The sequence below is a fragment of the Virgibacillus sp. Bac332 genome, assembly GCF_003667785.1.
Lineage (GTDB): Bacteria > Bacillota > Bacilli > Bacillales > Amphibacillaceae > Virgibacillus > Virgibacillus salarius.
In genome coordinates this window covers 250,122-270,066 of the sequence record NZ_CP033046.1, presented here as the reverse complement: position 1 = coordinate 270,066, position 19,945 = coordinate 250,122, and the positions used below count along the sequence as shown (strand labels likewise).

Sequence of the window (19,945 nt, the reverse complement as noted above, 5' to 3'; positions counted from 1 at the left end):
AGTGAGCATTTTGAAAGTAGGTTTAAGTACGTATAGTTTACTAGATGTTATTAATACGGGGGAAATGAGTGTGTTGGATGCTGTGCAATGGATTGCTGCAAACGGTGGAGAACATATGGAAATAGTTCCGTTCGGATATACATTGGTTGATAATTGGAAACTAGCAGAGCAGCTATGTGAAAGGGCAGAATATTATGGGATAGAGCTTTCTAACTATGCTATTCCGGCTAATTTTATTCAGGATTCACAAGAGGCATTTGAAGCGGAAATAGATCGAGTTAAAAAGCATGTTGACCTAATGAAGCATATGAATATAAAGCATATGCGTCATGATGTAACAGCTTTTGATTTATCTTCAGACGAACAAACGATTGACTATTTTGAAAATAAGTTAGAATACATTGTTGAAGGGAGTAGGAGAATTGCGGATTATGCTGCTCCATTTGGAATTACAACAACTATTGAGAATCATGGTTTAGCTGTACAGCATAGTGACCGTGTGCAACGTGTATTACAAGCAGTGGATAGACCTAACTTTAAAACAACATTAGATATTGGTAATTTTATGTGTGTCGACGAAAGTCCAATAGTAGGAGTTCAAAAAAACCTCCCCTACGCTTCACTTATCCATTTTAAGGATTTTTATTACCGGCCACAATCGAAAAACCCTGGAGCGGGGAAGTGGATTCGAACATCCAATGGAAACTATTTGCGAGGCGCTATTGTGGGTCATGGAGATATCGATATTAGAGAAATAATTCAAGCGATTAAGCAGTTTGGTTATGATGATAATATTACGTTAGAATTTGAAGGAATGGAAGCGTGTAAAGAGGCATGTAAAATTGGTATGGATAATATAAAAAGGTTATGGGAAGAGGAGAATTAAATAAAGGGTTCACTTTATTGCTCAAAGTAGTGGTCTTACTGCCAGTTTTAAAGGGATAAATTTACAATTTTATTAGGACAAAAAATGAGATGAATATATTGTCTTTTGCCTAAACGTTAGAAAACGAAAGGGAGGGCTAATAATTGAATAAATTGAAAATTGGGTTAATAGGTGCTGGATCAATTTCTAATATGCATTTGCAATCGTATAAAAATAATAGTGATGTAGACATTTATGCTATATGTGACCATAATAACCAACGTGCACATGAAAAAGCAGCAGCGTATCAAGCTAAAACAGTATATACGGATTATAAGGAGCTGTTGGCAGATAGGAAGGTAGATGCTGTTAGTATTTGTACCTGGAACAATACACACGCTTCTATAGCTATTGAAGCATTAAACGCTGGGAAGCATGTTTTAGTTGAAAAACCATTGTGTAAAACAGTAAAAGAGGCAATGGCAGTTGCAGAGGCGGTAGACAACAATCCAGAACAAGTACTACAAGTAGGGTTTGTACGTCGATTTGGTACAAATACACAAGTATTAAAGAAATTTATTGAATCTGGAGATTTAGGAGAAATATATTATGCAAAGGCATCATGTATACGAGCATTAGGTAATCCAGGAGGATGGTTTGCAGATAACGAAAGATCAGGAGGAGGACCATTAATTGATTTAGGTGTCCACATAATTGATCTTTGCTGGTACCTTATGGGGAAACCAAAAGTAAAATCGGTTAGTGGAAATACATATTACAAATTAGGAAATCGCTCGAATATAAAACACAAAGATTACTATAAGGCTGCAGACTACGATCCAGATAAAAATAATGTGGAAGACTTAGCTAATGCAATGATTCGTTTTGATAATGGTGCATCGTTACTGCTAGATACCAGCTTCACACTCCATGCAAAAGAAGACGCCATGGCTGTTCAGATTTTCGGAGATAAAGGTGGCGCAGAAATAGAACCTGAACTCCGACTTATTACAGAAAAAAATGACACAATCTTAACTATTACCCCACAAATAGATGATTTATCCTTTGATTTTACTAAAGGGTTTCAAAATGAAGTTGATCATTTTATTACTTGTATCAAAGAAAAAAGAGAACCAATAAGCCCTGTACATGATGGGGTTGAAATAATGAAAATATTAACTGCTGTATATGAATCCAGCAAGAGTGGTGCAGAGATCCATTATGAAGATTCGAAGATGGAGTGACTTTGTAGAATGAAGAGGGTATGCTTGTCAGGTTTTTCTATTTCCCGGGAAATATCGACATGTAAAATAAAAAACAAATTAACATAAAATTAACTGTAGCTTTAAGCTAGTTTAATATATTGTAAGATTATTCTGGTTACAATAAAGGTAAATGAATGTAGATATGAAATGATAGAAGGAAGTGGTTATTTGAAGAGAGTTTTTATTGGTTTTAGCTTCATGTTGATTCTATCCTTTGCTTTATCAGAACATATTCATGCAAAGGGCTTCGGAAAAGATATCACGGTAAAAGTGATGTCCTATAATATTCATCATGCCGTTGGTTTGGATAATGAGTTAAGCTTACCAAGCATTACAAATGTGATTAAAGAGACAAATGCTGATATTATTGCTATTCAGGAGGTTGATCGATATTTTGGGGAACGAAGCCAATTTGTAGATCAAGCAAGAGAATTAGCAAAATTAGTAGGATACCATTATACATTTGGAGCTAATTTAAATTTAAAGCCAGCCCCCGGACAAGTAGAAAATAGACAATATGGCACAGCTATACTTAGTAAGTATCCAATTATAGATTCGAAGAATATACATTTATCTAGTGATGGGGAGCAAAGAGGTTTACTAATAGGTAAGGTTAATGTAAGGGGAGTACATCTTACTGTTTTTAATACGCATTTAGGTTTAAGTCATGTAGAAAGAATGGGACAGGTGGAAGAAATTATAGAAATTTCCTCCTATTATAACGAACCAACCGTATTAATGGGGGACCTGAATGCAGAACCTAAAAGTAAAGAATTAGAACGTTTACAGACAGGGCTAAACGTTGTAGATACATTTAAAGATGTAGTTGAAGCTAATACGTATCCCGTTCTCCATCCAACGAAGCGTATAGATTATATTCTAACTTCATCAGATGTGACATATAAAAATTCCAACGTACATTATTCTGAATCATCCGACCACCTTCCGATAGTAGTAGATATCACATTAAAACGATAATGGCTATTTAATTGCAGATTGAGCCGCCTTCCATGGGTATCAGCTGTTGCTGTCCTCGTAGGAATCGTTGGCTCCTTTTATTTGCTTTCAATTATTAACAGAGAATTTTATAAGAGTGTCATTTACATCGATGGAGGATGCATTTTATTATGCAGTGTTTTTCTAAAAGTTCTTCTCAATAAACGGAGAACGGTACTAATATTGGACCGTTTTGTATTAGTCTAGGAAATTAATAGGAAATTATAAAATTTGAGCTTGTGGATAAATAGGAGCGTGTTGAACCGCGTCCAGCTCCAACACCCAGAAATTAGGAGACTTTACGAATCACCCTAATCTAAGTCAGCATCGGCTCACAAACTCACCGTGATTCCTTTATCTCTGTTGATTCGCTCAAGTCTTTACGTTTCTAATCGGGCGCTTGCACTTTTGTATAATAATTGTTTATTAAATTAAGAGAATTGTATAATAGCAGTACACTATAGATTTTTTAACTGGAGGTGAGGATTTTGCATGCAAAAGAAGTTATTTCTAGGTTAAGTGATCGAAAACCTACCATCTTAGGTAGTGAAAAATTTCATGAGTTCGCTATATTACTTCCTTTAGTTGATATAAGTAATGAAACACATCTTGTTTTTGAAGTCCGTTCGAAAAAAATGCGTCAGCAACCGGGTGACATTTGCTTTCCAGGCGGAAGGGTTGAAAAAGACGATATAAATGAAAGACAATGTGCTATACGTGAAACTGCTGAAGAATTAGGAATACGTGAGGAGGAAATTGACGATGTTATTCCATTAGATTATATGGTATCAGACTTTGGAAGAATTATTTATCCTTTTGTTGGACGGCTTAAGAAACCAGAAGGAATAGAAGCTAATCGTTCAGAGGTAGAAGAAGTTTTTACGGTACCACTTCAATACTTTCTTGAAACAGAACCTGAGGTTTACAAAGTGAATTTTCAAGTGATTCCTGAAGCAAATTTTCCGTATGACTTAATTCAAGGTGGTAAGAAATATGATTGGAAAGTTCGTCAACTAGATGAGCTGTTTTATCAATATAATGATAAAGTAATATGGGGATTAACCGCAAGAATTTTAGCGCATTTTATTCACTTACTTCAAGCAAATCAATCTTAAATAAATGAAGTAGCAGCAAGCCTCCCAGCTTTCTATAAACGATGGGAGGCTTGCTGCTACTAGTGTTTTACGGGGCTCGTGTGTTTGTTCATTAATCCATTGATAATATAAATGACTATTTCGTTCTATTCACATGCGCTGCACTAAAGCTTGGAAGTAGCTAAGTATGCTGATGCGCTATATCGCCGATATTGTCTTTGCAAGACGCAACTAAATATCAAAATCAATAAATTGGTGACATAAACGGGTGAGCATGATAAAATAATGACCGTAGTCAAATTATGACTATGGTCATTATTGTGGAGGTGATTTATGTGTTACGAGAAGCTAGAAAAAAAGAGCTAAAAGAAAAGATTTTCTTCGAGTCTATTCGTTTGTTTTCTGAAAAAGGTATTGATGAAGTCAGTGTTTCTGAAATTACCAAAGCATGTGGGATTGCAAAAGGAACGTTTTACAATTATTTTTCTACGAAGGAATCTGTTCTTTTATTTGTTGGACAATCGCAAATGGATCGGATAACTAATATCCAAGAGAGTTTAGATATGGATGTAAAACAGAAAATCATCACATTATTTACTGATTTAACGACGAGGTATGAAGAATACCCAAAATTAATGAAATTTGCTGTAGCCGAATTGTTCAAAACCTCGGGAATTATTGATGATGAAATGAATGCGGTTCAACAACTTAAAGACCTGTTAATGAATCTATTAAAGGAAGAAATAGAACGAGAACATATTAAAGTTCATGTCGAACTTGAAGATATTGCTTCTATTCTCTTAGGCACGTACTTTACATCGGTGATGATGTGGGTACATCATGAACAATCCGTAACGACACTTCTTCAAAGTGTGAACCGAAGAGTTTCACTGCTTCTCGAACAATTTATTATGAATAAGGAGGAGGATCAATGATATTCTTTTCGATCATTTCTTGTCTCATATTGCTTCTACTAGCCTTCATTCACGTTTATTGGGCATTTGGGGGAACAAAAGGAATAAGTGCCGTCATACCTCAAGATGTTCATAATCATCACAAGTTTACCCCCGGGAAATGGGTAACACTCTTAGTGGCTGTTTGCCTTTTTAGTTCATGCTTCATCTTAGGCATTCAAAGCTCACTTATCCCATTTGTAAAGCAAACGAAGCTAGTTAGTATCCTTTGTTTTTTCTGTTTTCTCGTTTTTGCTCTTAGAGGCATCGGTGACTTTAATTATGTAGGTTTATTTAAAAAAGTACGAAGGACTTCTTTTTCTAAAATGGATACGATTGCCTATACGCCCCTTTGTCTTTTTCTTAGTTTTACATTTATTTATGTTTTAATGACAAAATAGGAGGAAAATTTGTATATGAAAAAAGTAATTATTTTAGGTGGGGGAATTGCTGGATTAAGTACAGCCATAGCACTTCAACGACTTGGAATGAATGTACAAGTGTTTGAGAAGGCACTAAAACTAGAACCTGTAGGAGCAGGAATTATTTTAGCACCTAACGTTATCCGTATTTTTGAGGAATGGGGGATAACACAAAAATTAAAAAAACATGGTCAGTTCATAAACCGTTTTGTTATTTCCTCTGATAAAGGGAAAACGTTATCAAAGCTTAATGAAAGTCTATTTCCTGAACAAACAATCGCTATTCACCGTGCAGATTTACACCATATTCTTCTAGAGGAATTAAAATCAGTCCCTGTTTACTTTGGAAAGAAAGCTGTTGAATGTCGTCAGCATCGACATGGAGTCACCGTGTTAATGAATGATGGTGAAGAAGTCAAAGGGGACATGTTAATCGCGGCAGATGGAATTCATTCTGTTATTCGCAAGCAATTGCTGCCGAATATATCACTTCGTTACGCTGGCTATACTTGTTGGCGAGGAGTTACCCAAATAGACAACCACATGAATTTAAACGCTGAACTTCATGAACTATGGGGACCGAATGGACGCTTTGGTTATTTACCGATATCTAAAACAAAGGCATACTGGTACATGCTTATTAACACTCGGCCAAATGATCACCTTATATCTAATTATTTTCTTTCAGATTTGATCAAACGCCTAGAAAACTACCCACAGCATGTTACTGACTTCGTAAAGCTTACCGAAAATAATCATGTCCTAAAACATGATATCTATGATATTCCTACAATCGACCAATATGTTTTTGACAATATTGCTCTTATTGGAGACGCAGCTCATGCTATGACACCAAACTTAGGACAAGGCGCATGTCAAGGAATTGAAGATGCCTACATCCTAGGCATGTCTTTATTCAATCATCCAGATAGTGGATTACAAGCTTATCAGAAAGAGAGAGTAGATAGAGCAAATAAAATCAGCAAGATTTCCAGACGAGTAGGGATTATGGCGCAATTCGAACACCCTTTCCTTTGTCGTATTCGTAATTTAATGATGAAAACGACTCCTCAAGCTTTTTACCGTAAGCAAAATCAATTTATATATAATTATCGCTATGAATATAGTACTTGAATCTGGGAAATTTAACGTACTTCCGAAAGAAGTCTCCATCCTCAAGCGTGTGAAATGCGTAGCCCAACGGTAAGGGGGAGATGAGTTTCGGTTGGGCGACAGCCCAAAGGCCTTTTTTTCCTTTTTTGTTCAAAGCACAATCAAATAGTGAATGATCGAAATTCATCAATTCCTATAAAAGTTCCAGTTCAAGATTTAGCAAGAGGGATTTTCCTCATGTTCGTAAAAAGTTATGGAAAGAAATGTTTTGGTCAAGAAGCTTGTGTTTGTTGACGACTGGCGGTTCGCCTATTGAAGTAGTAAAAAAATATAGAAACGTATGAAAGCCTAAAGCTGATAAAGAAGCATGGAAAACGGTAAAACATCCTACTCCTGCCAATTACAAAAAAGAATACGAATGGCTAAAAGAAGTCGATTCATTAGCGTTGGCAAACGCTCAACTAAACGTAGATAAGGCATATAAAGCCTTCTTCAAAGGGAATGCCAAGTTCCCAAAATTCAAAAGCAAACACCATAAACAAAGCTACACAACGAATGTCGTCAATAGAAATATTCAGTTGTTGGATGGTCATATCAAATTACCTAAATTAAAAATGGTCAAAATCAAGCAACATCGAGCAATTCCTTCGGAGTACAACATCAAATCTTGTACCTTGTCTATGACTTCATCAGGAAAATACTATATTTCGATTCTTACAGAGTACGAGAAGGAGATAAAAAGGAAGGAAATTGAAAAAGTTGTTGGCTTAGATTTTTCAATGGGTGAGAAAGCCAATTATCCTAAGTTTTATCGACAAATACTTAATAAATTAGCAAAAGAACAACGTAAACTTTCTCGTAAAAAGAAAGGCTCTGCAAATTGGAATAAACAACGTATTCGAGTAGCTAAAATTCAAGAGAAAGTTGCCAATCAACGCAAAAACTTTCTTCACCATAAATCAAAGGAGTTAGTGTCTAACTTCGATGCTGTTGTGATTGAAGATTTAGACATGAACGGAATGTCACAAGCACTTAAATTCGGTAAAAGCGTAGCTGATAATGGATGGGGAATGTTCCCTTCTTTCTTACAGTACAAACTAAAAGAACAAGGGAAACAACTTATCAAAATTTAAATGGTTCCCATCTACCAAAACTTGTTCGAGTTGCGGAAATACCCAACCAATGCCTATAGAAATTAGAACATACGCTTGTTCGTGTGGGCTAAATCTCGATAGAGATTATAATTCAGCGCTTCATATCAGAAAAGAAGGCATTCGCTTATTAGCAAGTGCCTAATAAAATATAAACTCTTGGAACAAGAGGGTTAGCTTGGTCCATTTCGTCAGCTACTAAAAGTGGCGATTACCCAAGAAACCCCCACTTCAAGCAATCCGTAAGGGTGGTAAGTGGTGGGAGTAGTTCACTTAATTGCATTGGCATGTAGAATGATAGTTTGAAAAAAATAGGACATCTCCTTTTCTAGAATACTGAAGTCTGGTAACGACAAATTATCTTTTAAGGTTCATGTCCTTCGTTCTATTCGCTACTCGTCAGAAGGAGCTACCCGAAGTCTTTCTTATTCAACTAGAGAAACACCAGTACCATTAGCACAGGGAGGCTAACCAATGTGCTCGCGGAAAAGCGACGTATATATCCAGAGCAGCTATCAGATCTAGCTGTTGTCTGATCAAAACAATTTTGTCTCCGTCTTGTCCCACATATAACCTTGTAGGAATATCCCTCTTCAAGTAATAATGGGACATCAATATGGATGAGTTGGGGACCAACTGCCAGTAGATGTCCGATTGATTCAAGGGCCTTTAGGTCATACCCTTATGGTACGAACCATCCGTGCTGGATAAACAATAACCCCCACGGAGTGAAGTTTCACTTTATATGGAAGGAGTATACCGTTTGTTCCTGGTATGTTTCATTTGGCTCTAAAAGAATGGATGGGAACTGCTTGTGATGGAGAGAGGCTGGAGTTCCTTGTGTTTCGAAGCATACTCCCATGTACTTGTCAGCGAATCCGTTGGCTAACTTCATATCTTTTTCCAAAGTATTTGCTGTATATAGCACCATTCCTGGTTGGCTTGTAGTAATATTCATCACTCGGCCGGATTTTTTTTCGGTTACCTGTATATTTCCAATCCCATCAAACAGAAAGTAATGGTCATAGCCACCACTTGCAATCTCATGCTGTTCAGAAGGAGTCAACATGCCGTCTGCTAGATAACGCCCATTGCGGAAGTTAAAAGTTGTCTGTTTGACATCGAGCTGTTTTCCGGTTGGAATTAATTCATGATCTAGTTCAATAAATGAATCACTATTAAATGCCACAACATGATTTTTCACGCTGTGTTTTGCATTTCCATTTAAGTTAAAATAGCTATGATTCGTTAAAGCGACTGGAGTTGTTTTATCGGTAGTTGCATGGTAATGAATCGTGAGTTCATTTCTATTTGTTAACGTGTATGTCACAGCTACAGACACATTACCCGGAAATTCATTACTACCTGCTGTATTATGCGTCAGCTTCACACCAACAGTATCGTCTGTTTGCAATGGTTGGACATCCCAGATCACCTGGTGAAATCCGTTTGCACCACTATGAAGGTGATGAAGCCCGTGATTCTTCTCCAGTAAATACTCCTTGCCATTGAGCTGAAAGGAAGCACCTTGAATCCTACCAGCTACTGGACCAACCAATGCACCAAAAAAAGCAGGATTGATTTTATAATCTGTATAATTTTTAAATCCTAGTACGACATTTTCTATATTACCATCTCGATCCGGAACCATTATTTTTGTGATGATACCGCCATAATTTAAGAGACTAACGGACATTCGCTTGTCATTTATTAATGTATATTCTTTCCATTTTTCTGTAACTGCTTTAGTTAGTATGTTCATATTGTATCGTCACTTCTATTTAGTGAGTTGATAAAACGTAAGAATTGCTCTTTGTTTTTAAATACGCCTGCATCTTCAAGGGCTTTAGTGAACTTCTTTCCTAGTTCTTCCATGATAATGGATAATGCTTCATTTTTATCTTTAATAGAACCATATGTTTCTTTCAATTGTTTACTCCATGCTTGATGATAATCCGCAATATGGCACGCTTCATCAAGCAGATATTTTTTAATCTCTGCTAATTCTTCCTTTAATCGAGCTGGTAATACAGCTAGCCCCATTACTTCAATTAGTCCAATATTCTCTTTTTTTATATGATGAACATCAGCATGGGGGTGAAAGATTCCCATGGGATGTTCGTCAGAGGTGCGATTGTTCCGTAGGACAAGATCCAATTCATGGACGCCGTTAGTATGTAGTCTAGCAATTGGAGTAATCGTATTATGAGAAATGTTATTTGAAAAGGCATAGATAGAGGCGGATTCGTCTGTATATCCTTTCCATGATTCCAGCACAAAATTAGCTGCTGCTATTAATTGTTCTTTGTTTTTACTTTGCAACCGAATAACAGATAACGGCCATTTCAATACGGAACATAATACATGTTTAAATGGATCTAATGCAAAGGTAAAAGCATCTTCTGCTTGCGCCATGGCAAACTTATAATTGCCTGCTTGATAATGATCATGACCTAAAATGGAACCACCGACGATTGGTAAATCAGCGTTTGATCCAATAAAGTAGTGGGGAAACATTTCGGTAAATTGTACCAAACGTTCAAATGCCTGTTTATCTATTTTCATATTGCGATGTTCTTCTGCAAGTAAGATACTATGTTCATTATAATAAACATACGGTGAATATTGGAGATACCAATTCTCTTTCAATAATGGCACCCGTATTACACGATGGTTGGCACGTGCTGGGTAGCCCACACGTCCAGCATACCCTTCATTTTCAATACATAACACACATTTAGGATAGTTTAGGTCTTGCTTTAATTCTCTTTCCCGTTTAATCTCCTTAGGGTCTTTTTCTGGTTTGGAAAGATTAATAGTAATATCCATTTTTCCGTAAGGTGTATTTGTTTTAAAATGAATATTTTTCTGTATTCGTTTCAATTGAATATAATTACTGTTTTGACTTAACTGGTAAAAATAATCCGTGGCTGCTTGCGGTGATTGTTCGTATTTTGCGTAAAACGTTCTATTGATATCGGATGGACGAGCCATAAAACAGTTCATGATGGAAGCAGCCAGCATTTCTTTCTCTTCAAAAATATCTTCTATTACTTGATGGCGAGCTGCATACTCTACAATGCTTTCTAGCAAATTAGGTATGGAATCCTCTATCGATGGAATGGTATCTTCTGGGAAGTTGGTTAGGTTAAGTAAATGCATGACTTGATTTCTAACATAGATTTGATCATGTTCCTCAATGAAACCAATGGTAAGGGCTTGCTTAATTAGTCTCGAAAGTTGTTGGTAAATCATGATTCTTTTCATCCCCCTTCATAACCGTTCGGATGTGTCGTATGCCATTTCCAAGCGTCGCTTAAAATAGTTTCAATCGAAGTTCGCATTGGCTTCCATCCCAATACTTCCTTAGCTTTTTTGGAGCTAGCAATTAGGACAGCCGGATCACCAGCTCGTCGCTCTCCCGTTTTAACTGGAATGGATTTCCCTGTAATGCGTCGCGCTGAATCTATCATTTGTTTAACGGAAAATCCAGTATTGCTGCCAAGATTAAACACATCACTCTTACCGCCATTTTGTACATAATCAAGTGCTAGGATATGTGCTTGAATAAGGTCTTCGACATGGACATAATCGCGAATACAGGTACCATCGTCAGTATCATAATCTTCACCAAAGATCGTTATCGCATCCCGCTGTCCAAGTGCTACTTGTAAAATGATTGGCACAAGATGTGTCTCTGGACGGTGGTCCTCTCCGATCTCGGCTGTCTCTCGTGCGCCAGCTACATTAAAATATCGGAGTGATACAAAGTTAATTCCATGGGCTTTGGCCGTCCATTCTATTAATCTCTCCATTGTACGCTTCGTTTCGCCATAGACATTAGTTGGATTTGTAGGCATCGTCTCTTGAATAGGGTTGATAGTAGCTTCGCCATATGTGGCAGCAGTTGAAGAGAACACAATATGCTTGACTCCATACTCTACCATGACTTGCAATAAGACTTGTGTACCATAGACATTATTATCAAAATAGAGTAAGGGCTTTTTCATAGATTCACCAACTAATGAGTTCGCAGCAAAATGTATGACTGCATCAACGGAATCCTTTTTGAAAACGTCACGTAAAAAGTTAATGTCTCTAATATCCCCCTTATAAAAGGTTGCCATTGGATGTATCGCTTTGGAATGACCTGTTTGTAAATTGTCTATGACAACTACATCTTTACCTTGATCGATTAATTGATATACTGCATGAGAGCCAATATAACCCGCTCCTCCTAATACTAAAATACGCAATTAAAGCACTCCTTCGCTTAGTTCTTTTGCTCCATCTTCCATAACTGCTGTATAAAACGTCGCATTGTAACCAACAGTGTTGACATATATTTTATTAATACGATTTATAATCAAATCAGCTTTGTCCTTTTTTACAATTGCTATTGCACAACCACCAAAACCTGCACCTGTCATACGAGCTCCTAACACACCTTCCTGCCCCCAGGCAGCTTCAACGACAGTATCTAATTCTAAACCAGTCACTTCATAATCTTGTTGAAGCGATTGATGTGATGCATTCATTAATTCTCCAAACTGCTGTAGATCATGTTCTTGTAGGCTTTGCACTGCATCTAATGTTCTAGCATTTTCATAGACAACATGCCTTGCCCGTTTTTGGATAACTTTGTTCCTAATTACATGCTTATTTGCATCAAAATCTTCACGGGTCAGTTCACAAAGAGTTTGAATGGGGAGCTTACTCTGTAACGCTTTTAATGCATGTTCGCATTCGGAACGACGTTGATTATATTTTGAACTAGCAAGTTGGCGATGTTTATTTGTGTTTATAATTAGGATGACATAGTTTTCTAAATGTAACGGAGCGTATTTGTATTCAAGACTTTGGCAATTCAATAGAATCGCCTGCCCTGTTTTTCCCATACCGATTGCAAATTGATCCATAATGCCGCTATTAACTCCTATAAATGTATTCTCTACTTTTTGCCCTAATTGAATTAATTGCAAGCGGTTCACTTTTAATTGATACAAATTTTTTAATAGAATTCCAGTTACCATTTCTATCGAAGCAGAAGAAGAAAGGCCAGCTCTGTTTGGAATGTTTCCATAAAAGAGAATATCAGCACCGGTTTGAATATATTTGGTGTGCTCCCGTAGTAGCTGAATCATTCCTTTAGGATAATTCGCCCAATCATCTGCCGGATCAAAGATGAGCTGCGTAATATCACATGTTACAATCCCCTTTTCAGGAAAATTCATCGAATAAAAACGAAATTTCTTATCTTTTCGTCTTACTCCCAATGCATAAGTTCCAAATGACAAGGCAGCAGGCAGGACATAACCTCCATTATAATCGGTGTGTTCCCCAATAAGATTAATTCTTCCAGGTGCAAAAAATATCCGTGGTGTTGTTTCTGCATGAAAAATAGTATGAAATTCCTTTTTTAAGGCTTCAATGTTCATAAGTACCTCCTGTTGAATAAACGTATAAATAACGACGCAGAAATAGAAAAAAACCACTACAAAATAATTAATTAAATTAATTTATTTAATTCTACTATAATAAGTTATAATTTTCAAACATATATTTGTATCTAATTAGTACCTGTTAGACAATTAAAGTTAGTAGTTAGTATGCTATTTTCTACATATTTTTAAAGAAAAAGAATATTGACACAATTATATTAGCATGATAACATGTTTAAAAATTTAATAATTAATTAATTTAATTAAGTGAATAATTCTTAGGTGAGAGGGGATGTCGGTTAGCGTGGATAATCAACAATTATTTGGATTAACAAATAAAGTAGCTGTTATTACAGGTGCTGCATCAGGGATCGGTTTAGCAACAGCTCGAATATTGGCTGAATTAGATTGTAAAGTGTTTATGCTTGATATTAATACAGAGGAGGGGAATTACCAGGCTGACAAGATTGTACAGGCTGGGGGTGATGCCGCTTTTTTACAATGTGATGTAACCTCTAATGAAGATTGCCAAGCTGTGGTTGCTATTATTGAAAGCGTTTCCGGTAATATAGATATATTATTTAATAATGCTGGTGTTATCCGAAGGAAAAATACGGTAGATCATACGGAATCTGATTGGGATCTTGTGATGGACGTATCGCTAAAAAGCGTGTTTTTACTATCTAAGTATGTAATCCCAATCATGCGTAATCATGGTGGAGGGAGCATTATTAATACAGGATCCGGCTGGGGATTAAAAGGAGGAGATGATGCCGCTTCTTATTGTGCAGCTAAGGGAGGAGTGGTGAATATGACTAAGGCAATGGCAATTGATCATGGAAAGGATAATATCCGTGTTAATTGTATATGTCCAGGTGATACAGACACACCGCTATTAAGAGGGGAGGCAGAGCAATTAAATGTTAATGATCAAGAATTTTTAGTGTCATCTGGGGTTAATCGACCGTTGCAACGAATTGGTACACCTGAGGATATTGCCAAAGGAGTACTATTTTTAGCTAGTGATCTATCTGCATGGGTGTCCGGAACCACTTTAGTCGTTGATGGTGGAGGATTGGCTTGAGTTCTATGAAGAGGCAATTCGTTTCTTGGGACGGGGGCTTATTTTCATGAATAAGCAGTTACAAATACGGTTTTTTGTATTCCTTTTGTAAGAATGTTTATCCCGCATATAACTGGCAGTAAGTCTCTCCACTTCAAGCAATAAAGAGAAACCAATATGGCTAAGTGAGGGAACAACTGCCAGTCAATGTCCGATTGGTTCACCTAACTGGAAGTAAGTCCACCTTCAAGCAATAAAATAAAACTAATATGGGTAAGGGTGGGGTCAACTGCCAGTCAATGTCCGATTAGTTCAAATGTCTGTAGGTCATACCCTTGTGTGGTACTACCAATCAGTGGGAGATAAACAAGCTTCCAACTAATTGAAATGCTAGTTTAATAGGCTATTACAATTAATAATAAAGGAGAGTGTGCGCATGGTAAAAAAGTGTTTTTTTATAATGATTTGTTATTTATTCTTAGGAATTCTATTACTTGGTTGTCAAAGTGATAGTTCAAAAGCAGATAAAGACGATGCTGATAAAACAACAATCAAGCTTTGGAATAACGTTGCTGCGGGGAGAAGCTATTTTCCCATCTTAATCGAAAAATTTGAAAAAGAACATCCAGATATTAAGGTTGAACTTAATAATTTGAATGTTGAATCTAGTGAAGCAGAATACCAAGCAGCAATATCTGATCGTAATCTTCCTGATATATTTAGTACGGATGCCTTTACGTTAAATGAATTTGTAGATTTAGATCTTGTACATGAACTAAATGAGGTTTTTCCAAAAGACGTTCAATCGCAATACACGGAGGGAGTCTTTGATGAAGGGAATGCATCACTAAATGGAAATGTGTATTTGTTTCCGGTATACAAAGGTGGGACATATTATATGTTCTACAATAAACAAGTATTGAATGATCTTGGGATTGATGAAGTTCCGAAAACATGGAAGGAATTAAAGGAAGTGGGTATAGAAATATATGATCAATCCAATGGATCATCTTATGGTCTCATATTCGGTGGTCAGTCTGGTTGGTTAGTAAGGGCTGTAACACAATTAATGGCAACAGAGCTTTCACCAGAAAGTGGTTATGATTATGCAAATGGCGATTATAAATATGACACAGAAGGATATGTAGAGACAATAAAATTGATGAAGGATTTATTGGATAGCAATGCTTTATCACCATCAACCTTGGAAACAGATTCTACGGTAGCAAGAGAACTTTTTACTGCTGGTCAAGCAGCTTTTCTAATCGATGGGAATTGGACGGGTCAGTTACTTCATGAAAATGGATTTGATGACTGGGGAGTAGTTCCCTTACCCACAAAGAATCCAAATGGTCAGCAATATGGAGAATTTCGATTAGGTAGTAACGATGGTCTCTATGTATCTAAAGATACCGAGCATTGGGATGAAGTAAAACTATTTTTAGAATTTTTACAGGAAAATATATATCGCGAAATTCTCAAGGATGGTGAGCCATTGATTGCGAAGGAAGCGTCTGATATTAATGTCGAGCTACCATTTTCCGAAGTAAATGACATTGCGCAGATTTTCTCTGAGATGTCGGTTCGTGTCCCTAATCCGGTTGTTGTCAACCCGAAAACGCAAGAAGTACGCCTTGCGCTACAAAAGAACGCACCAGATAATGACGCAGGTTCTATTTTAATGGGCTACCTAACGGGACAGGTGGAAGATTTACAAGGAGCATTAACGGATTTCACGGATGACTATAATGCTGCTTTCACTAAGGCAATTCAAGAAAATGAAAATGTTTCTAGAGAGGATTTTCAATTTCCAAATTGGGTTCCGTATGAGCCCTATACAGAAAAAGAGTATCAAGAGTTGAAATAGAGTGGTTAGATGAAATTGGGCGAGCTACTTAAGTGAATATACTATGAGATAACGTAGTAGTTTGTCCTCTTTCTTTTTCATTAGAGCTTGTTTGATTAGGAGAGAATTTGTATGAACAAAATAGCAAAGCAGACGATAAGTAAGCATACAAAGAAACGATATATATGGGCGTATTTATTTATCTTGCCACAAGTAATTGTGTTTTTGGGCTTATCTCTTTATCCCATTATTATGAGCTATGTGTACTCCTTTTATGATTGGTCTGGTATAGGACCACTGACTGATTTTATTGGATTCGATAATTATAAAAATGTGTTTACTGAAGAAAAATTTTGGAATGCATTTAAAAATACGTTTATTTATACATCTGGCTTTACCACTATTTCCGTATCTGTTGCTTTAATACTTGCTTTAATATTAAATAGTCCAAATCTGAAGGGAAGAACTATTTATCGAACCATCTATTTCCTTCCTGTCGTAACAACAACAGCTATCGTTGGGATTATTATGAAAAATATCTTTGGTAATCAAGGTTTAATCAACCAAGTACTCGTGATGGTCGGTGTGATCGACCAAGCTATACCTTGGTTAGTTAATCCATTTACAGCTATGATCGTTCTTATCATTGTTGGATCTTGGAAAGAAATAGGAATTATCATGATTTATTGGCTAACAGGTTTACAGATGATTCCTAAAGAGTTATATGAAGCTGCAAAAATTGATGGTGCAGGACATTGGCAAACATTACGTTATATTACGTTACCTATGTTGGCACCAGTTGGAGCCACGATATTATTACTTACAACTGTTAGCAGTATGCGTGTATTTGACCTAGTAAAAACATTAACAAATGGTGGTCCGTTCTTTTCCACCGAAACTTTAGAGTTATATATTTATCGATTCGCGTTTGCTTCAGAGGGTCCATCTCAGGTTGGTTATGCCTCTACAGTTGGTGTGATATTAGGCATGACAGTATTCATAATAAGTTTATTACTTGGTTGGGTAGTTATGAAGGTCAATAGACATAAAAATAAAAATGGATTGAAAGTTGAGGTGGAGAAGTAATGCGTTCAAAAATAACTTGGGGAATAATCCATATCTTTTTAATCCTATTTGGTTTTATCTGGATATACCCTTTTATCTGGATGATATCTTCTTCATTAAAAACCAATGCATCTTTTTTAACTTCTGGAATTAATCCCATACCAGAGACGTTGAACTGGGAGAACTACACTAGAGCATGGGATGTTGCCAATTTCTCTGGGTACTTTTTAAATTCTGTAGTCATCACTTTAGGTACTGTAACTATAGTAGTTTTATTAAGCTGTTTAACAGGATATGCGCTTGGGCGAGTGGATTTTCCTGGTAGAAAGACAATGATCGTTATTATCGGAGCGCTGATGTTCATTCCTACAGGGTATACAATCATTCCGCTTTATGAATTAATGAAGTTTTTAGGATTATCTAACACGTTATTCGGTGTAGTTCTTGCAGAGTCCAGTGGGGCGCACGTGCTTTTTATTCTATTATTTGCAGCATTTTTTTCTCGCGTGCCTAAAGAAATCGAAGAAGCTGCAGCTATAGATGGAAGTGGTTTTCTAAAAACATTTTTTAAAATCATTCTTCCTTCTGCGAAGCCAGTTATAGCTACTGCTGTAATTATGCAATTTATTTGGACTTGGAGCTCTTTTTTAATTCCACTCGTTTTGACATTAAATAATCCAGATTTACGAACTTTGGCAGTGGGTATGCTCTCATTTGTTGGTAAATATCAAACGGATTGGACAGGGATGGCAGCTGGAGCATCGATATCCCTCTTGCCTGTAATTTTAATATTTATAGTAATGCAACGTTATTTTATCGAAGGTATATCCGGATCTGTAAAGTAAAATAGGATAGAAGATTAAATGTGAGGAGAAGATATCGTTGAATATAAATCTTAAACATATACCCTTTAGCCGATTTGGCTCTTATCTTAGTATTTCCTATTTACCTAAAAATGACTATCGTTCGGAAGGAATTTATTTACGTACAATCAGAGGTGGTGATGACGATGTCGGCGCTTTATTTAAATTAGATGTGACGAAAAATGGACATTGTATACCTTTTAATGCAATTGCAGCGGAGACTTGCCTCTGCCTTCAAGCGGAAGAAGGAGTAGTTCGATTAATTTATTCAGAAGCTCATTGTCTGCGTATTTATGGGGAACAAGTTGGTTTACGGTTATCTCTTGTTACAAATGCTTATGATAATGCTTTTTATTATCAAGCGCGAAGCTGGCAAGTGAATGTTTTTTCACAAAGCATTCGATTTATGTTAACTCCCTTTATTGGGGAGTTAGATGTAAGTGCGCCTTGGGATATAAATGGTAGTTCTTATGTGATTGCAGATTTTCATCCTAGAGAAGACAATGGTACTGTAGAAGGAATTATTGAAGAGTTTCTTACAATCTATGAACAAAAAAACGATTATCCGACGTTTGAAACAGCCCTTGATCACGTAAATGACGAATACAAAAAATGGTTGGAAAACACGTTGCCGGTACCGGCGGAATATGAAGCTGGAAGACAACTTGCTGCTTACATAACATGGTCCTGTGTTGTTAAACAAGAGGGATATTTACCAAGGTCAGCGATGTATATGTCAAAGAATTGGATGACAAATATTTGGAGCTGGGATCATTGCTTTAATGCAATGGCTTTAGTCAAAAAGAATCCGAAGTTAGCTTGGGATCAATTCATGATATTTTTTGATGTACAAGCAAAAAACGGCCTTTTGCCAGATTTTATGAATGATCAATTTGCTTATTGGAATTGCAGTAAACCACCAATTCATGGGTGGACGTTGGCATGGATGTTAAAACATTCAAATGAATTATCAAAAGAAAATTTAGCTGAGATTTATCAACCATTAAAACAGTGGACCAGTTGGTTCTTTAAAGAACGTGATGTTGATAACAATGGATTTCCAGAATATCAACATGGTAATGATAGTGGCTGGGATAATAGTACATTGTTTCATCAAGGGATACCTATCGAAAGTCCAGATCTTTGTGCATTTTTAATTTTACAAATGGAAACATTGGCAGAAATAGCTAATCGCTTACATTTCCAAATGGACTACGAAGAATGGAAGAAGCAGGCAGATCAGCTTTTAACCGATATGTTAGCCTATTTTTGGGATGGTGAGCAGTTTGTCGCAAAGCTCGCAGGTGAAAATGTGCGTTCTGGTGATAGTTTATTGTTATTTATGCCAATTATTCTAGCAAAGCGACTTCCAAAACAAATCCGATTGAGATTAATTGAAGGGTTGAAGGATGAAAACCGGTTTTTAACGGAACATGGCCTTGCTACTGAAAGCTTGCAGAGCCCATATTATTTAGAGGACGGTTATTGGCGTGGACCTATTTGGGCACCTTCCACCATGTTGCTTATTGATGGATTAATGGAATCAGGGGAAGAAGCGTTTGCTAGAGACCTAGCTCATAAATTCTGTAATATGGCATTAAAACATGGAATGGCAGAAAATTTTAATGCTGTATCGGGAGAAGGGTTACGAGATCGAGCATTTACGTGGACGTCAAGTGTGTTTCTTATCTTGGCACATGAATATGTGAATAAAGAAACAGAGAAGCCATCTCTTTAATGATTTCTAGGTAACTTTTCCCTGCATATAACTGGCAGTAAGACCCCACTTCAAGGAATAACGTGAAACC

The 19,945-nt window shown here is 36.7% G+C and carries 16 protein-coding genes and 2 pseudogenes; 14 read left to right on the top strand and 4 right to left on the bottom strand.

Annotated elements, in window-relative coordinates:
* Positions 1-10: 10 nt before the first annotated feature.
* The 9 genes and pseudogenes from D9782_RS01260 to D9782_RS01220 all read left to right on the top strand — a co-directional run.
* Entirely contained in the window at positions 11-886 is an 876-nt protein-coding gene (locus D9782_RS01260) for a sugar phosphate isomerase/epimerase family protein (RefSeq protein ID WP_121603856.1), read from the top strand.
* A gap of 143 nt (positions 887-1,029) precedes the next feature.
* Complete coding sequence (locus D9782_RS01255) at positions 1,030-2,109, top strand: Gfo/Idh/MocA family protein (RefSeq protein ID WP_121603855.1); 1,080 nt, start codon at positions 1,030-1,032, stop codon at positions 2,107-2,109.
* Positions 2,110-2,298: 189 nt separating this feature from the next.
* Positions 2,299-3,108: an endonuclease/exonuclease/phosphatase family protein gene (locus D9782_RS01250; protein WP_240455782.1), complete on the top strand. Its 810-nt coding sequence runs from the start codon at positions 2,299-2,301 to the stop codon at positions 3,106-3,108.
* Positions 3,109-3,614: 506 nt separating this feature from the next.
* Complete coding sequence (locus D9782_RS01245) at positions 3,615-4,241, top strand: NUDIX hydrolase (protein ID WP_026682535.1); 627 nt, start codon at positions 3,615-3,617, stop codon at positions 4,239-4,241.
* A gap of 281 nt (positions 4,242-4,522) precedes the next feature.
* Positions 4,523-5,155 (top strand): TetR/AcrR family transcriptional regulator, encoded by a 633-nt coding sequence (locus D9782_RS01240; RefSeq protein ID WP_080668741.1) that lies wholly within the window; start codon positions 4,523-4,525, stop codon positions 5,153-5,155.
* Positions 5,152-5,574: a DUF3995 domain-containing protein gene (locus tag D9782_RS23900; protein ID WP_026682534.1), complete on the top strand. Its 423-nt coding sequence runs from the start codon at positions 5,152-5,154 to the stop codon at positions 5,572-5,574. The genes D9782_RS01240 and D9782_RS23900 overlap by 4 nt, the downstream gene beginning before the upstream one ends.
* Positions 5,575-5,589: 15 nt before the next feature.
* On the top strand, positions 5,590-6,729 hold the full coding sequence (locus D9782_RS01230) for an FAD-dependent oxidoreductase (protein ID WP_026682533.1): 1,140 nt from the start codon (positions 5,590-5,592) through the stop codon (positions 6,727-6,729).
* A 125-nt stretch (positions 6,730-6,854) separates the two neighbouring features.
* Positions 6,855-7,052: pseudogene (locus D9782_RS01225) on the top strand (transposase); the annotation flags it as partial.
* A pseudogene (locus D9782_RS01220) lies at positions 7,053-8,004 on the top strand (RNA-guided endonuclease TnpB family protein); the annotation flags it as partial.
* 591 nt (positions 8,005-8,595) lie between these two features.
* Here D9782_RS01220 and D9782_RS01215 read toward each other — a convergent pair.
* The 4 genes from D9782_RS01215 to D9782_RS01200 are packed head-to-tail and all read right to left on the bottom strand — an operon-like array spanning position 8,596 to position 13,297.
* The gene (locus D9782_RS01215; protein ID WP_026682532.1) at positions 8,596-9,621 is read right to left on the bottom strand and encodes an aldose epimerase family protein; all 1,026 of its coding nucleotides are present in this window, start codon (positions 9,619-9,621) and stop codon (positions 8,596-8,598) included.
* The gene (locus tag D9782_RS01210) at positions 9,618-11,114 is read right to left on the bottom strand and encodes a UDP-glucose--hexose-1-phosphate uridylyltransferase (RefSeq protein WP_121603853.1); all 1,497 of its coding nucleotides are present in this window, start codon (positions 11,112-11,114) and stop codon (positions 9,618-9,620) included. The genes D9782_RS01215 and D9782_RS01210 overlap by 4 nt, the downstream gene beginning before the upstream one ends.
* Positions 11,115-11,122: 8 nt before the next feature.
* Positions 11,123-12,115, bottom strand: coding sequence for a UDP-glucose 4-epimerase GalE (galE, locus tag D9782_RS01205; protein WP_121603852.1), 993 nt, complete (start codon positions 12,113-12,115; stop codon positions 11,123-11,125).
* Positions 12,116-13,297: a galactokinase gene (locus D9782_RS01200; protein WP_026682529.1), complete on the bottom strand. Its 1,182-nt coding sequence runs from the start codon at positions 13,295-13,297 to the stop codon at positions 12,116-12,118.
* Positions 13,298-13,592: 295 nt separating this feature from the next.
* Here D9782_RS01200 and D9782_RS01195 point away from each other — a divergent pair, with 295 nt between their 5' ends.
* The 5 genes from D9782_RS01195 (at position 13,593) to D9782_RS01175 (ending at position 19,875) form a co-directional block, all read left to right on the top strand.
* A complete protein-coding gene (locus tag D9782_RS01195) occupies positions 13,593-14,384 on the top strand; it encodes an SDR family NAD(P)-dependent oxidoreductase (RefSeq protein ID WP_034679513.1) in 792 nt (263 codons plus the stop codon).
* Between the two features lie 415 nt (positions 14,385-14,799).
* Positions 14,800-16,230 (top strand): ABC transporter substrate-binding protein, encoded by a 1,431-nt coding sequence (locus D9782_RS01190; RefSeq protein ID WP_121603851.1) that lies wholly within the window; start codon positions 14,800-14,802, stop codon positions 16,228-16,230.
* Between the two features lie 111 nt (positions 16,231-16,341).
* Positions 16,342-17,295 carry a carbohydrate ABC transporter permease gene (locus D9782_RS01185; protein WP_051388431.1) on the top strand — a complete coding sequence of 318 codons (954 nt, stop codon included), beginning with the start codon at positions 16,342-16,344 and terminating at the stop codon, positions 17,293-17,295.
* The gene (locus tag D9782_RS01180) at positions 17,295-18,119 is read left to right on the top strand and encodes a carbohydrate ABC transporter permease (RefSeq protein WP_026682526.1); all 825 of its coding nucleotides are present in this window, start codon (positions 17,295-17,297) and stop codon (positions 18,117-18,119) included. The genes D9782_RS01185 and D9782_RS01180 overlap by 1 nt, the downstream gene beginning before the upstream one ends.
* A 37-nt stretch (positions 18,120-18,156) precedes the next feature.
* Positions 18,157-19,875, top strand: a complete 1,719-nt coding sequence (locus D9782_RS01175) for an amylo-alpha-1,6-glucosidase (RefSeq protein ID WP_121603850.1) — start codon at positions 18,157-18,159, stop codon at positions 19,873-19,875.
* Positions 19,876-19,945: the final 70 nt, after the last annotated feature.